The sequence below is a fragment of the Acidimicrobiales bacterium genome (assembly GCA_034521975.1).
Classification (GTDB): Bacteria; Actinomycetota; Acidimicrobiia; order Acidimicrobiales; family SKKL01; genus SKKL01.
Window position 1 is genome coordinate 392,065 of the sequence record JAXHLR010000005.1, and the last position, 13,049, is coordinate 405,113.

At 70.7% G+C, this 13,049-nt stretch carries 10 protein-coding genes; 9 read left to right on the top strand and 1 reads right to left on the bottom strand.

The window, feature by feature from the left end:
• Positions 1–4 precede the first annotated feature (4 nt).
• From moeB to U5K29_08785, 6 genes are all read left to right on the top strand, one after another.
• Positions 5–1,192, top strand: a complete 1,188-nt coding sequence (gene moeB / locus U5K29_08760) for a molybdopterin-synthase adenylyltransferase MoeB (protein ID MDZ7678630.1) — start codon at positions 5–7, stop codon at positions 1,190–1,192.
• A 97-nt stretch (positions 1,193–1,289) separates the two neighbouring features.
• Positions 1,290–2,603, top strand: a complete 1,314-nt coding sequence (locus U5K29_08765; GenBank protein ID MDZ7678631.1) for a hypothetical protein — start codon at positions 1,290–1,292, stop codon at positions 2,601–2,603.
• Between the two features lie 111 nt (positions 2,604–2,714).
• A complete protein-coding gene (locus U5K29_08770) occupies positions 2,715–3,605 on the top strand; it encodes a DUF4214 domain-containing protein (GenBank protein MDZ7678632.1) in 891 nt (296 codons plus the stop codon).
• A 133-nt stretch (positions 3,606–3,738) separates the two neighbouring features.
• Complete coding sequence (locus tag U5K29_08775) at positions 3,739–4,362, top strand: RNA polymerase sigma factor (protein ID MDZ7678633.1); 624 nt, start codon at positions 3,739–3,741, stop codon at positions 4,360–4,362.
• Positions 4,359–5,201 (top strand): hypothetical protein, encoded by an 843-nt coding sequence (locus tag U5K29_08780; protein MDZ7678634.1) that lies wholly within the window; start codon positions 4,359–4,361, stop codon positions 5,199–5,201. The genes U5K29_08775 and U5K29_08780 overlap by 4 nt, the downstream gene beginning before the upstream one ends.
• Positions 5,202–5,813: 612 nt before the next feature.
• Positions 5,814–6,317, top strand: a complete 504-nt coding sequence (locus U5K29_08785; GenBank protein MDZ7678635.1) for a UDP-N-acetylglucosamine 2-epimerase — start codon at positions 5,814–5,816, stop codon at positions 6,315–6,317.
• On the opposite strand, the gene U5K29_08790 is transcribed toward U5K29_08785, so the two are convergent.
• Positions 6,244–7,341, bottom strand: coding sequence for a polysaccharide pyruvyl transferase family protein (locus tag U5K29_08790; protein ID MDZ7678636.1), 1,098 nt, complete (start codon positions 7,339–7,341; stop codon positions 6,244–6,246). The two genes, U5K29_08785 and U5K29_08790, sit on opposite strands and share 74 nt — an antisense overlap.
• Positions 7,342–7,514: 173 nt before the next feature.
• Here U5K29_08790 and U5K29_08795 point away from each other — a divergent pair, with 173 nt between their 5' ends.
• The 3 genes from U5K29_08795 (at position 7,515) to U5K29_08805 (ending at position 12,914) form a co-directional block, all read left to right on the top strand.
• Complete coding sequence (locus tag U5K29_08795) at positions 7,515–9,059, top strand: S-layer homology domain-containing protein (protein ID MDZ7678637.1); 1,545 nt, start codon at positions 7,515–7,517, stop codon at positions 9,057–9,059.
• A 109-nt stretch (positions 9,060–9,168) separates the two neighbouring features.
• Positions 9,169–11,130, top strand: a complete 1,962-nt coding sequence (locus U5K29_08800) for an S-layer homology domain-containing protein (GenBank protein ID MDZ7678638.1) — start codon at positions 9,169–9,171, stop codon at positions 11,128–11,130.
• A gap of 125 nt (positions 11,131–11,255) precedes the next feature.
• Positions 11,256–12,914, top strand: a complete 1,659-nt coding sequence (locus tag U5K29_08805) for an S-layer homology domain-containing protein (protein MDZ7678639.1) — start codon at positions 11,256–11,258, stop codon at positions 12,912–12,914.
• Positions 12,915–13,049: the final 135 nt, after the last annotated feature.

Genomic DNA, 13,049 nt, shown 5'->3' on the forward strand with positions numbered 1-13,049 from the left:
TCCCATGCCGAGTTTCCGTGAGCTGTTGAACCAGACCAAGGCCCAGATCCGCGAGGTCGACACCGAGACCGCCGAGCTCGAACGGGCCGTCCCGGGCACCGTCCTGTTGGACGTCCGCGAGCCCGACGAGCACGAGCAGGGTGCCATCCCTGGGGCCACCCACATCCCCCGCGGCCAGCTCGAGAGCAACATCGAGCACCGCATCGCCGACAAGGACACCCCGGTGGTCATCTACTGCGCGGGCGGCACCCGGTCGGCCTTCGCCGCCAAGACCATGGAAGAGCTGGGCTACACCGAGGTCTCGTCGATGATGGGCGGGTTCAACCGCTGGAAGGACGAGGGCCGCGCGTGGGTCACGCCTCAGGTGCTCACCCCCGAGCAGCGCAACCACTACCAGCGTCACCTCACCCTGCCCGAGGTCGGCGAGGAGGGCCAGCTCAAGCTGCTCGGCGCCAAGGTGCTGCTGCTCGGCGCGGGCGGCCTCGGTTCACCGGCGGCCATGTACCTGGCGGCTGCGGGCGTCGGAACGATCGGCATCGTCGACATGGACGTGGTCGACCAGTCGAACCTGCAGCGCCAGATCCTGCACAACATGGATCGCATCGGCGAGCGCAAGGTCGACTCGGCCAAGAAGACCCTCACCCTGCTCAATCCCGACGTCGACGTCATCGCCCACGACACCCGGCTCGACGCGTCCAACGTGGTCGACATCTTGTCCCAGTACGACATCGTCATCGACGGTGCCGACAACTTCCCCGTTCGCTACCTGCTGAACGATGCGTCGCTGAAGACCGGCACCACCGTGGTGCACGGCTCGATCTTCCGGTTCGAGGGCCAGGTCACGGTGTTCGCCCCCCACGACGGGCCGTGCTACCGCTGCATGCTCCCCGAGCCGCCTCCGGCCGAGCTGGCGCCGTCGTGCGCCGAGGCCGGGGTGTTGGGCGTGCTGCCCGGCATCATCGGTTCGATCCAGGCGCTCGAGGCCATCAAGATCATCCTCGACATCGGCGATCCGCTCGTCGGGCGCCTCCTGGCCTACGACTCGCTCGAGCAGTCGTTCCGCACCTTCAAGGTGCGCCGCGACCCCAACTGCCCGGCGTGCTCGGTCGACCCCGACCAGCTGGTCATCGCCGAGTACGACGAGCTGTGCGCTCCGCACCCCGTCCAGGCGCCGGTCGGAGCCTCCGCCTGAGCTGAGCGGTCCGGCCGAGCCGAGCCGAGCGTCCGGCCCGTCACTCGCGGTCGGGGGCGCCGGCGGGTCTAGTCGACCCCCATTAGTCTCGCCGGCCATGTCCACCGATGCGTCAGCGGGGTCGCTCCTCGAGCGTTTCCGCCGCGTCAACCCGCTGCCCGAGGGCACCTTCTCGGTGGGCATCGGGCTGCTGGCCAACGGCATCGGCGCCTACGCCTTCACCGTGCTCGCCGCGCGCGGGTTGGGCGAGGAGCGGTTCAGCGCGCTGGCGGTGCTGTGGGCGGCGGTGTTCCTGGCCGCGCCGGGCCTGTTCCTTCCCGTCGAGCAGGAGGTGAGCCGCACCGTCGCCGCCCGCCGGGCACGCGGCGAGGGGGCGTCGGCGGTCATTCGCCAGGCCGCGGTCCTCGGTGGCGCGCTGCTGATCGTGGTGAGCGTTGCCACCCTGGCCGCCACCCCGTGGATCTACGACCTGTTCTTCGACGAGCAGGCGTTGCTGCTCGCCGGGTTCGTCCTCGCGCTGGTCGGCTACTGCATCGCCCATCTGGTGCGCGGGGTGCTGGCCGGCGAGGGCCGCTTCGACGGCTACGCCACCTACTTCGCCACCGAAGGGGCGCTGCGGGTGGCGGTCGGCGTCGGGTTCCTCGCCCTCGGGGTCGCCACGGCCGGCCCCTACGGCCTCACCGTGGGGCTGGTGCCGTTCATCGCGGTGGCGGTGGCCTTGGCCCGCCAGCGTGGCCTGGTCAGCCCCGGACCACGGGCCCGCACCGGCGAGCTGACGGCGTCGCTCGGGGCGCTGCTCGCGGGGTCGATGCTCACCGCCCTGCTGCTCAACGCGGGGCCCCTCGCCATCGAGATCCTGGCCACCGACGGCCAGACCGCCGAGGCGGGCCGGTTCCTCGCCGGGCTGCTGATCGCCCGCGTGCCGCTGTTCCTGTTCCAGGCGGTGCAGGCGGCGCTGCTGCCCAAGCTGGCGTTGCTCGCCGGTGGCCACCGCTGGGACGACTTCCATGCCGCGCTGCGCAAGCTGTTGGTGGCGGTCGGCGGTCTGGGGGTGGTGGCCACGCTGGTGGCGTGGTCGATCGGGCCGACCGTGGTGCGGCTGACCTTCGGTGAGGGGTTCGTGCTCGGCAACCGCGATCTGGGCCTGCTGGCGTTGAGCAGCGCGGTGTTCATGTTGGCCGTGGCGCTCGGCCAGTCGCTCATCGCGCTGGCGTCTCCGGCCCGCATGGCCCTGGGCTGGGCGGCCGGGGTCGCGGTGTTCGCCCTCGTGACTGCGGCCGGAAGCGACCTGTACCTGCGGGTCGAGCTGGGCCTGGTCGCCGGAACGGTCACGGTGGCGGTGCTGCTGGCGGTGCTGCTGGCGGTCCGCCTGCGCGAGCAGCAGGCGAGCTCGGCCCCCTCCACGGCCTGAACGCGCGGTCATCGGTCACATCGGCCCGGAAAGGGGGGCCGTTGGTCTCATCGTCCTCAAGTCGGCGTCGTCGGTGTGTCGATACCTCCAGTAGATCCAACGGAGGACACGATGACCGAAGACCGCACACACGACGAGACCCGGGCGGGAACCACCACTGGACGCCTCGGCGTCCGCCTGCTTGCGAGTGTCGTCGCCGTGCTGATGGTCGCCGCCATCGGGATCGCTCCGGTCGAGGCGCAGGACCGCCCGGCCGACCCGGCCACCGCCGAGACCCAGTTCCTGCAGCTGCTCAACACCGAGCGGTCCGATCGCGGGCTGGCCCCGTTGACCTCCCACAGCGGTCTCCGAGCCGATGCCCGCAACTGGTCGTCGGTGATGGCGGCCCAGGGCGAGATCTTCCACACGACCACCCTCGCCGCCGACACCGCCGCCCGCCTTCCGGATTGGCGACGGGCGGGCGAGAACGTGGGCTACGGCCCCGAGGTCGAGCGCCTCCACGACATGTTCGTGGCCAGCCCGGCGCACTTCGACAACATCGTCGGCGACTTCAACTACCTCGGTGTCGGGGTCGTCTACGAGGGCAGCCGGATCTATGTGACCTTCCGCTTCGCCAAGGCTCCCGAGAGCGGTGCCGTCGCCTCGAGCACCACCCCGGTGAGCTACTCGGTCGCCTCGGCCCAGGTCCGGCGTCTGTACCTGGCCTTCTTCGAGCGTGAGCCCGAGACCGGTGGCCACACCTACTGGACCGACCGGGTGTCGGCAGGGTTCGCCCTCGGCGGGATCGCCGACCGCTTCGTCGACTCCTCGGAGTTCAACAACACCTACGGCCACCTCGACAACCGGGGCTTCATCGACCTGGTCTACCGCAACGTGATGGACCGCTCACCTGACGCCGGTGGCTACCAGTACTGGCTGAACCGCATGGGTGGTGGCCTCAGCCGCGGCGATCTCATGGTCGAGTTCTCCGAGTCCTCGGAGTTCCGCCGGCTCACCGCTTGACATCTCCTCGCCCCGCTGGGGTTGGGACTCCAGACGGTGGGGTAGGCTGCCGATGGTTCTGGGGCAGGACCGGCTCCCGACGGGGACGGGCGTCTCACCACTCCCAGGTCCCCAAGTGAGGCAGACTGTGCAGGTGAGTCACGACGAGGCGGGTTTCGACGAGGTGCTGGCTGGGGCCAAGGCGGGCGACGAGCGCGCCTGGTCCGAGCTCTACCGCACCTTCGCCGGTCCGCTCCGTGGCTATCTCTTCTCCAAGGGCGGCCGCGAGCCCGACGACCTGCTCGGCGAGGTGTTCGTCGACGTCGCCCGGCGACTGCACGCCTTCGAGGGCACCGCCGCCCAGTTCCGGTCGTGGATGTTCATGGTGGCCCACAACCGGGTGATCGACGAGCGTCGCCGGTTCGCCCGCCGCCCGGTCGATCCGGTCGAAGACGCCGACCTCGATGGCGCCTCGCACGGCCACGACGTCGAGGCCGAGGTCATGAGCCGGCTCATGGTCGACGACGCCCTCGGTCTCATCGATTCGCTCACCGGCGACCAACGGGCGGTGTTGCGCCTGCGCCTGGTCGACGGACTCACCATCGACGAGGTGGCCGAGGCCCTCGACAAGCCCGCGGGGGCGGTCAAGGCGTTGCAGCGCCGAGGGCTCGCGGCCGCGATCCGTGCCCGCGACCACAAATTGGGTACGTCGGCACGTACCCCTGCGGCTTCGCGCGTCGGTAACAACTTGCGAACGACCGAGCAGGATCATCGATGAACCTCGACCACCTCACCGACGCTGACCTCGACCGACTCGTCGACGGCGCGCGCCAGGGCCGGGGCGAGGGTGCCGAGCATGATGTGGTCCGCGAGCTGTCGGCCGAGCTGGCATTGGGTCCGGTTCCCGCTGCTCGCCAGGCGGCCACGGTCGCGGCGGCGGCCACCGCCGCCGGGGCGGCTGTTTCACCTCGCGCCGACAACGTGGTCGCCATGCGGCCCCGGGTGTCGAACCGGGCCAAGGCGGCGGTGGTGGCCTCGGTGGTCATGGTCGCCAACGTGGCGCCGCTGGCCGCCGACCCGCTGCCGATGAACGTCGCCGACCGCGGTGGGTTGCTCCACCACATCACGGGCCCGTTCGCCGACCCCGATCCTGGCTTCGATCACGGAGCCGGGGTGGGACGGGCCGTGGTGGTCAACACGACCGGAGAGTCCGTGCCGGCCGAGGCGCCCTCCACCACCGACGCTCCTGCTCCCACCGAGCCTCCGGTCACCGAGGCGCCCGACCCGACCGACGCGCCCGACCCGACCGAGGCGCCCGACCCGACCGATCCTCCGGTCACCCAGCCGGCCGACGACTACGACTACTACACCGGCCCCGAGCTCAAGCCCGAGCTGCCCACCGACCCCGACGCCGAGCCGGTGCTGCCGCCGCCTCCGGCCGACGAGTGCTCCGACGGCGTCGAGGTCGATCCCGCCACCGGCGAGTGCCTGGTCGACGACGGCACCGGCAACGACGGCGACGGCCACGGTCAGGTGCTGCCGCCCCCGCCGCCGCCACCGGGCGACGACTCGGGTTCGGGCGACGACGAAGAGACGTCGGACACCACCGAGCCGTGACCGCTGGCGGTGGCCGGCTGCACGTCTTCATCGGCACCAAGGCCCAGTACATCAAGACCGCGCCGGTGCTGGCCCGCCTCGACGCGCGGGGTGTGCCCTACCGGTTGATCGACTCGGGCCAGCATGGCGCGCTCAGTGCGGGACTTCGCTCCGAGCTGGGGGTGCGCGACCCCGACCTGCTGCTGGGCGGCGACCGTGACATCACCTCCATCCCCCAGGCGATGATTTGGGCGGCGCGCATGGCCACCCGCCTGGTGTCGGGTCGCCGGGTGCGCGACGAGGTCTTCGGCGGCGACGGCGGCATCTGCGTGGTGCACGGCGACACCCCCTCGACCCTGCTGTCCACCTTGCTGGCCCGCCGGGCGGGGCTGACCGTGGCCCACCTCGAGGCCGGTCTGCGGTCGGGCAGCGTGTTCGACCCGTTCCCCGAGGAGGCGGTGCGGCTGGTGGTCATGCGGCTGTCGGGCCTGCTGTTCGCCCCCGACGACACCGCGGTCGCCAACCTGGCGGCCATGCGGGGGGTGCGGGGTCGGGTGGTGCCACTGGCGGGCAACACCTCGGCCGACGCGGTCGCCTGCCGCATCCGGCGGCGAAGCGGGGTCGGGTCCGGCGATCGTCACCATGCACCGGGTCGAGAACCTCCATCGCGCCGCCACCGTCGAGGCCCTCGTCGAGCTGGTGGTCGGGCTGGCCGCGGACCGTCCCGTCCGCTTCGTGGTGCACGGCCCCACCTGGGCCACGCTGCGGTCTGGCGGACACGACGTTGCGTTGCGCGACGCCGGGGTCGAGCTGGTCGATCTGGCGCCCCACGGCGAGTTCGTCGAGATGCTGCGGGCCGCTCCGCTGGTGATCACCGACGGCGGCTCGATCCAGGAGGAGTGCGCGCTGTTGGGGGTGCCCACGCTGTTGTGGCGGCGCCGCACCGAACGCTCCGACGGGGTGGGCGACAACGTGGTGCTGTCGAACCTCGATCCCGGGGTGGCTGCCCGGTTCGTGGCCGATCCCGACCGCCACCGGCGCCCGCCCCGGTCGCGCGGCGAGGTCAGCCCGTCGGATCAGATCGTCGACGAGCTGGTGGCCGAGCTGGATGGAGCAGGTCGAGCACCTCGTCGTTGACCCGCTGGCGGGCCTGGAGACGCCGGCGGGTCGTGGCCACCTGGTCGTGGTGGCCGGCGACCGCGGCGGCGGCGTCGGGGAGCGCGGTGGCCAGGGCGGGGTCGTCCCAGGCGAGTGTCCGGGCGCCGGCTCCCAGCTCGCCGGTCAGGGCGGCGACCTTCGGGTCATAGGAGAGGGCGACCAGCGGGCGGCCGGCCAGCACCGCGCCGATGGCGGCGTGGTAGCGCATGGCGATGACCACCTCGCCGGTGGCGATCTCGTCGAGCACGGTGTGCACGTCGGGTCGGGCCAGGGTGGCGGGTGCGCGCATGCGGGCGGCGACGGCCTGGTGGAGTGGGTGGTCGCGGACCGGGTCGAGGGCCACGAAGTGCACCGCCAGGCCGGTGCTGGCCGCGGCGGCGTCGACCCCGGCGGCCACGGCGTCGATGACGCGCTCGGGTGTCTGTTGGCGGCGGAGGTGCACGGGCAGGCGGCGCCGGGTCGAGGTCCAGGGGCGCAGCGACACCACCAGTCGCCCCTGGGGTGGGCCCGTGGGCGGTCCGAGGCCGAGGGCCAGGTCGGCGCCCAGGCGGGGGTGGGGGAGGCCGAGGCCGCGCAGAACGGTGGCGCTGGGCGCGTCGCGCACCGCGACCGCGTCGAGGCGGGGGAGCACCCGGCGCACGAGCGTGCGGCCGAGGTGGGTGTGGAGGGGTCCGGCGCCGAGGCCGACACCGACGGCGGGGATCGTGCGGGGTGCGGCCAGCAGGCGGGCGAGGTGGTAGGGGAGGTTGAGGTCGCTGGTGCGGTCCTGGAGCAGGCCGCCGCCGCCGAACACCACCGCCTCGCTGTGGCGCAGCGCGCCGAGGGCGTCGGGCCGGTGGGCGTCCACGGCATCCACCCCGTGGGTCGATTCGGTCGCCGCCGGGTCGACCGAGAGCACGACGGGCTCGTGACCGTGGTCGCGCAACCGGGCGACGAGCGCGGCGAGGATGAGCTCGTCGCCGAGGTTGGTCGAACCGGCCCAGGCCGCGACGGTCACCCGCATCGGGCGGTGCTCCGCGGCTGGTGAGGTCGGTGGTCGGTTCTGGTGGCGTTGGCGTCGACGGCGATGCGCCGACGGTACCCGCGTTGGTGTTCGGGCAGGTGTCCGGTAGCCGTGGGGAAGCCACGTCCTGGGCGTGGTGATCGAACGATCTTCGAGTGAGGAGCAGTTGTCCAGTGAGTGACGGATCCCCGATGGCGCGTTGGCGGCGCCGCACGGCGATGGTGATGGCGGCCATGCTCGCCGTCGCCCTGGTGCCGCTCGCCGGCCCCGCTGGTGCGCAGCCGGCGCCGCCGCCCGACATCGAGCCGTCGTGCGGGCACGTGGGCTCGGCGGGGTTCACCGACATCGGGGGCACCGGGTTCGAGGACGTCATCGACTGTCTCGCCGCCTTCGGTGTCACCACCGGCACCTCGGGCACCGAGTACTCGCCGGCGGTGCAGGTGCGCCGAAGCCAGATGGCGCTGTTCTACCACCGGGTCGGTGACGAGCTCGGACTGGTCTTTGACACCAGCGACGCGGGCTTCAGCGACCTGGACGGGCTCGACCCGGCGTTCGTCGACGCGATCAACGCCATGGCCAACGAGGGGATCGTCCAGGGGACCTCGCCGGGCGAGTTCTCGCCCCAGGATCGCATCCGCCGCAGCCAGATGGCGCTGTTCATCGACCGGTTCCAGGACCGCGCGACCGGGTATGCCTACAGCGACGGTTTCTCCGGGTCCGACCTGTTCGACGACATCGGGTCGCTTGGCGCCGAGGCCCGTGGCGCAGTCAACGGGATCGGTTCGGTCGGCATCACCCAGGGTGACGGCGCGGGCAGCTACGGGCCGTCGGGCTTTGTGTCCCGCCAGCAGATGGCGGCGTTCGTCGTGCGTCACCTGGCCGAGATCGGGCTGACAGCGCCGGGTTCCGCGGTCTCGGGGAATCTCGTCGACTACGACTCCGGTGACAGCTACACGGTCTCCGACGGCGACCAGCTCGTCGACGTCGACATCGAACCGGGCGACACCTTCTCGATCTCGGGCGGGGTGGTGTCGGAGGCCGACTTCGAGACGGCGCTCGCCTCGAGCACGACGGGTCTCGGCCACGTCATGGACCACGATTCGGCGACCGGCGAGCACGACGTGACCCCACTCGACGACGACATGCTGGCCGCCCACGGGTTCGTGGTCGGTTCGGACCTCTTCCTGAACGTCGTGCCGATCGAGGCGAGCATCGACGAGCCGGTCTCGGGGGTGACGATGGTGGACTCGGCTGAGGTCGGCTGGGACGACATCGACGCCTACCGGGTGGACTCGGTGGACGCCACCGAGTCGGAGTTCCGCGACGAGGTCAGCTTCGGCGACACCGTGTCGATCGCCTACGTCGGCGGCGACCGGACCGTCTGGATCAACAACGGCGCGGTATCGGGGCCCATCGGCGACGAGACGAACATCGGATTCCTCGATCCAGGGGTCGAGATCGGGTTCCAGGTGGACTTCGGCGCCTTCGTCGGGGGCAACGACCTGGTCGCCGACGACTCGTTCGTGCTGACCCGCGACGGCTATGACGATGGTGTCCAGGAGTACACGGTGGACGGCAGTCTCTTCGACTATGACGACATCGAGGATCTGCTGGTCAACGGGTACGGGGGCCAGACGATCGGCGAGCTCATCGATGACGGCCTCTCGGTCGAGTACTACCGCACCGGCGGGGTCGAGCACTTCGACTTCTCGTTCTGAACGCGTCGCGGTGCCCGCGTTGGTGTTCGGGCAGGTGTCCGGTACTTGTAGGGGAGCCACGTCGTGGGCGTGGTGATCGCACGATCTTCGAGTGAGGAGCAGTTGTCCAGTGAGTGACGGATCCCCGATGGCGCGTTGGCGGCGCCGCACGGCGATGGTGATGGCGGCCATGCTCGCCGTCGCCCTGGTGCCGCTCGCCGGCCCCGCTGGTGCGCAGCCGGCACCCGCCCCCGACATCAGCGCGGCGTGCGCCGACGCTGAGAGCGCCGGGTTCACCGATACCGCCGGTACCGGTTTCGAGACCGAGATCGACTGTCTCGCCGGCTTCGGTGTCACCACCGGCACCACCGCCACCACCTACTCGCCTGCGGTGCAGGTGCGCCGCAGCCAGATGGCGCTGTTCTACTACCGGGTCGGCGTCGCCGCCGGTCTGACCTGGGACACCAGCGATGCCGGGTTCGGTGACCTTGCCGGTCTCGAGCCCGACTTCGTCGACGCCGTCAACGCGCTGGCCAACGCCGGCATCGTCCAGGGCACCTCGGCCACCGAGTTCTCGCCCCAGGACCGGATCCGTCGCAGCCAGATGGCGCTGTTCATCGATCGGTTCCAGGAGGAGCTGACCGGGTTCGGCTACAGCGACGGCTTCACCGGCTCCGATCTGTTCCCCGACATCGACACCCTGAGCGCCGAGGCTCGCCTGGCGGTCAACGGCATCGGTTCGGTCGGCATCTCCCAGGGTGACGCCTCCGGCAACTATGTGCCGTCGGGGTTCGTGTCCCGCCAGCAGATGGCGGCGTTCATCGTCCGCCACCTGGCCGAGAACGGCCTCGAGGTCCCCGGCGCCGACGTCAGCGGTGTGATCATCGAGGCCAACGACTTCGGTCCCGGCGATGCCGCGGCGACCGGTGACGAGTACATCATCTCCACCGGCGACGAGATCGTCACCGCCGAGGTCGGGGCTGATCCCGAGTTCTTCCTCGACGGCGTCTCGGCCACTGCCGCCGTGTTCGCCGGCAGCGCTGGCGTGGGCGACATGATCACCTGGAACGAGGATGCCGACACGCACGACGTCAGCCCGCAGGACGTGCTCACCGCCGGGTTCGTCGTCGGCGAGGAGCTGCACGCCGGTGGTGGTGGCTCGACCAACCTGATCGAGCCCTACTCCGGCGCGACGTTGGAGTTCAACACCGACCCCACCGACCCGACCGACTTCGGAGACTCGCTCGACCTCGACCGCAACACCAGCGGTGATTCCGCGGACGATCCGATCTATCGGGTCGGCAACCAGACCGTCGCCGACTACGACGCCTTCGCCGCCGAGATCAGCTTCGGCGACGTTCTCACCGTCGAGAACTACAACGACGCCGATGAGGCGGTCATCTACCGGCTCCAGAACGACAGCATCGTCGGCGGCTTCGCCGACACGGGCGACTACATCACCGGTCTCGGTAGCAACGACATCGAGATCCGCGTCGACACCGACGGTCGGGTCGAGTACGCCGCCGTCAGCCCCGCTGGCGTGACGCCCATCGGCAACGAGCCCGACACGTCCGACACCTGGTTCACCCTGACCGACACGGGCTACGTGGATGGCGAGCAGCGCTTCACCGCCGAGGGCGCGCCCTACGACCACGACGGCATCGACGCCTGGCTCACCGGGGCACTCGACGACCTCGAGGGCGATGACTTCATCCGCTTGACCTACAGCCGCTCCGGCGGGGTCGAGCAGTTCGTCTTCACCGTGGTCGACGCCGAGGATCCCGCCGTCGAGCCCGGCAGCATCAGTGGCACCTTCGTCGCTGGCAGCGCCGTCTATCCGGGATCTGCCGGTGGCACCTCGGTGGACTTCCAGGTCCTGGTCGACGGTGATGTCTACGACGTGATCGCGAGCTCGCCCGAGGCCGCCATCCTCGTCGACGGTGTCATCACTGCCGTCAACGAAGTGCCGACAGACGTCGATGCGGGTGCGTCGGTGACCATCTCGGTCGAGGACGACAGCCAGATCAGCGACACCGCGACGCAGGTCGACGTCTACGCCGACGGCGATCTCGTCCTCATCACCAACCCGTAGCCACTCTCGGGGATCGATCGGTCCCCGGTCGACCACGAGCACGAGTGGGGGCCGGCCACGAGGCCGGCCCCCACTCGCGCACTAGCGTGGGTGGGGCATCGACACGCGCGTGAGGGAGCGGGACGATGAGCGGGTATCGAGCCCGGAGAACGACGGCGCCGATCGTGGCGGCCCTGGTCGCCGTCGTGTCGCTGTCGGCATCGGTGGTGGGGGTCGCGCCGGTCGGGGCCGACCCTGCGGCGCCGCCCGACACTGAGCCGGCCTGCGGTCACGTGGGATCGGCGGGCTTCACCGACACCGGGGGCACCGGGTTCGAGGCGGTCATCGACTGCCTTGCCGCCTTCGGTGTCACCTCCGGCACCACCGCCACCACCTACTCGCCTGCGGTGCAGGTGCGCCGGAGCCAGATGGCGCTGTTCTACCACCGGGTCGGTGACGAGTTCGGCCTGCCCTGGGACACCAGCGATGCCGGGTTCGGCGACCTCGACGGACTCGACGCCGAGTTCGTCGACGCCATCAACGCGCTGGCCAACGCCGGCATCGTCAACGGCACCTCGGCCACCGAGTTCTCGCCCCAGGACCGCATCCGTCGCAGCCAGATGGCGTTGTTCATCGACCGCTTCCAGCAGCACGCGACGAGCGTCGCCTACAGCGACGGCTTCGCGGGCGACGACCTGTTCCCCGACATCTCGACCCTGGGCGCCGAGGCCCGGGCGGCGGTCAACGGCATCGGTTCGGTCGGCATCTCCCAGGGTGACGGCGACGGCGACTACGTGCCGTCGGGGTTCGTGTCCCGCCAGCAGATGGCGGCGTTCATCGTCCGCCACCTGGCCGAGAACGATCTGGCGGCGCCCGGCGCCCCGGTCGGGGGCGTCCTCGTCGCGTACACCTCGGGCAGCGGCTATGTCTTCTCCGACTGGAACAAGCTGGTCGAGGTCGACATCGAACCCGGCGACGCGTTCTTCATCGACGGGGAACCGGCGACCGAGGCCGCCTTCGAGGCCGCGCTGTCGTCGAGCACGACCGGGCTCGGCCACCAGATCGTCCACGAGGGGGCGAGCGACAGCCACGACGTGGTCCCTCGCGACGACGAGGAGCTCGCCCTCCACGGGTTCGTGGTCGGCCCCGACCTGGACCTGACGGCGTCGCCGATCGAGGCGAGCCTGGTCGAGCTGGTGTCGGGCATCACGCTGGTGGATTCGGCCGACCTCGGCTGGGGCGACGTCGACACCTACCGGGTGGCGTCCACGACGGTCACCGAGTCCGAGTTCCTGGACGAGATCAACTTCGGCGACACCCTGGCCATCGGTGACGAGGGCGGTGAGCGCATCGCCACCCTCAACAACCACAGCAGCAGGGCGTTCATCGGCGACGAGGCGAACATCGGTGCCCCGGACCCGGGGGTCCAGATCGCGGTGCAGGTCGACCACGGCGAGTTCGTTGGCGGCAACGACCTCGCCGGCGGTGACGCGTTCGTGCTCAGCCAGGCCGCCTACGACGCCGGTGAACAGGAGTTCAGCGTCGACGGCACGGCCTACGACTACACCGACATCGAGGACTTCCTGGTGAACGGCACCGGCGGCTCGACGATCGGCGAGCTGGTCGACGGACGGGCTGTCGCTCCACTACCGCCGCGACGGCGGGGTCGAGCGCTTCGAGCTCTGGACCTCAGCGCCCTGAAACCGTCCGAGAGAAATTCCGGCCGAGGTGGTACCCCGTTGCGATCCGGTGACGGTTACGGACGTGTGAGCCTCACCTGCGGGTGGGGCGAGCGGCGAGCGTGACGGTCCCGTGACGCCAGGGTCCTTGATCCTGGTTGTCGCAGGTCTGTAACGTTCGCACCGACTGTGCTCGGGTGTTTCCCGTTGCAGTCAGATGGGCAGGGCTCATCGACCAGGCCGATCCGGCCGACATCGGAG

Coding starts and splice junctions, on each gene's coding strand:
- U5K29_08770 (MDZ7678632.1), top strand. CDS start 2,715: ATGACCGAAGACCGCACACACGACGAGACCCGGGCGGGAACCACCACT.
- moeB (MDZ7678630.1), top strand. CDS start 5: ATGCCGAGTTTCCGTGAGCTGTTGAACCAGACCAAGGCCCAGATCCGC.
- U5K29_08790 (MDZ7678636.1), bottom strand. CDS start 7,341: ATGCGGGTGACCGTCGCGGCCTGGGCCGGTTCGACCAACCTCGGCGAC.
- U5K29_08765 (MDZ7678631.1), top strand. CDS start 1,290: ATGTCCACCGATGCGTCAGCGGGGTCGCTCCTCGAGCGTTTCCGCCGC.
- U5K29_08805 (MDZ7678639.1), top strand. CDS start 11,256: ATGAGCGGGTATCGAGCCCGGAGAACGACGGCGCCGATCGTGGCGGCC.
- U5K29_08780 (MDZ7678634.1), top strand. CDS start 4,359: ATGAACCTCGACCACCTCACCGACGCTGACCTCGACCGACTCGTCGAC.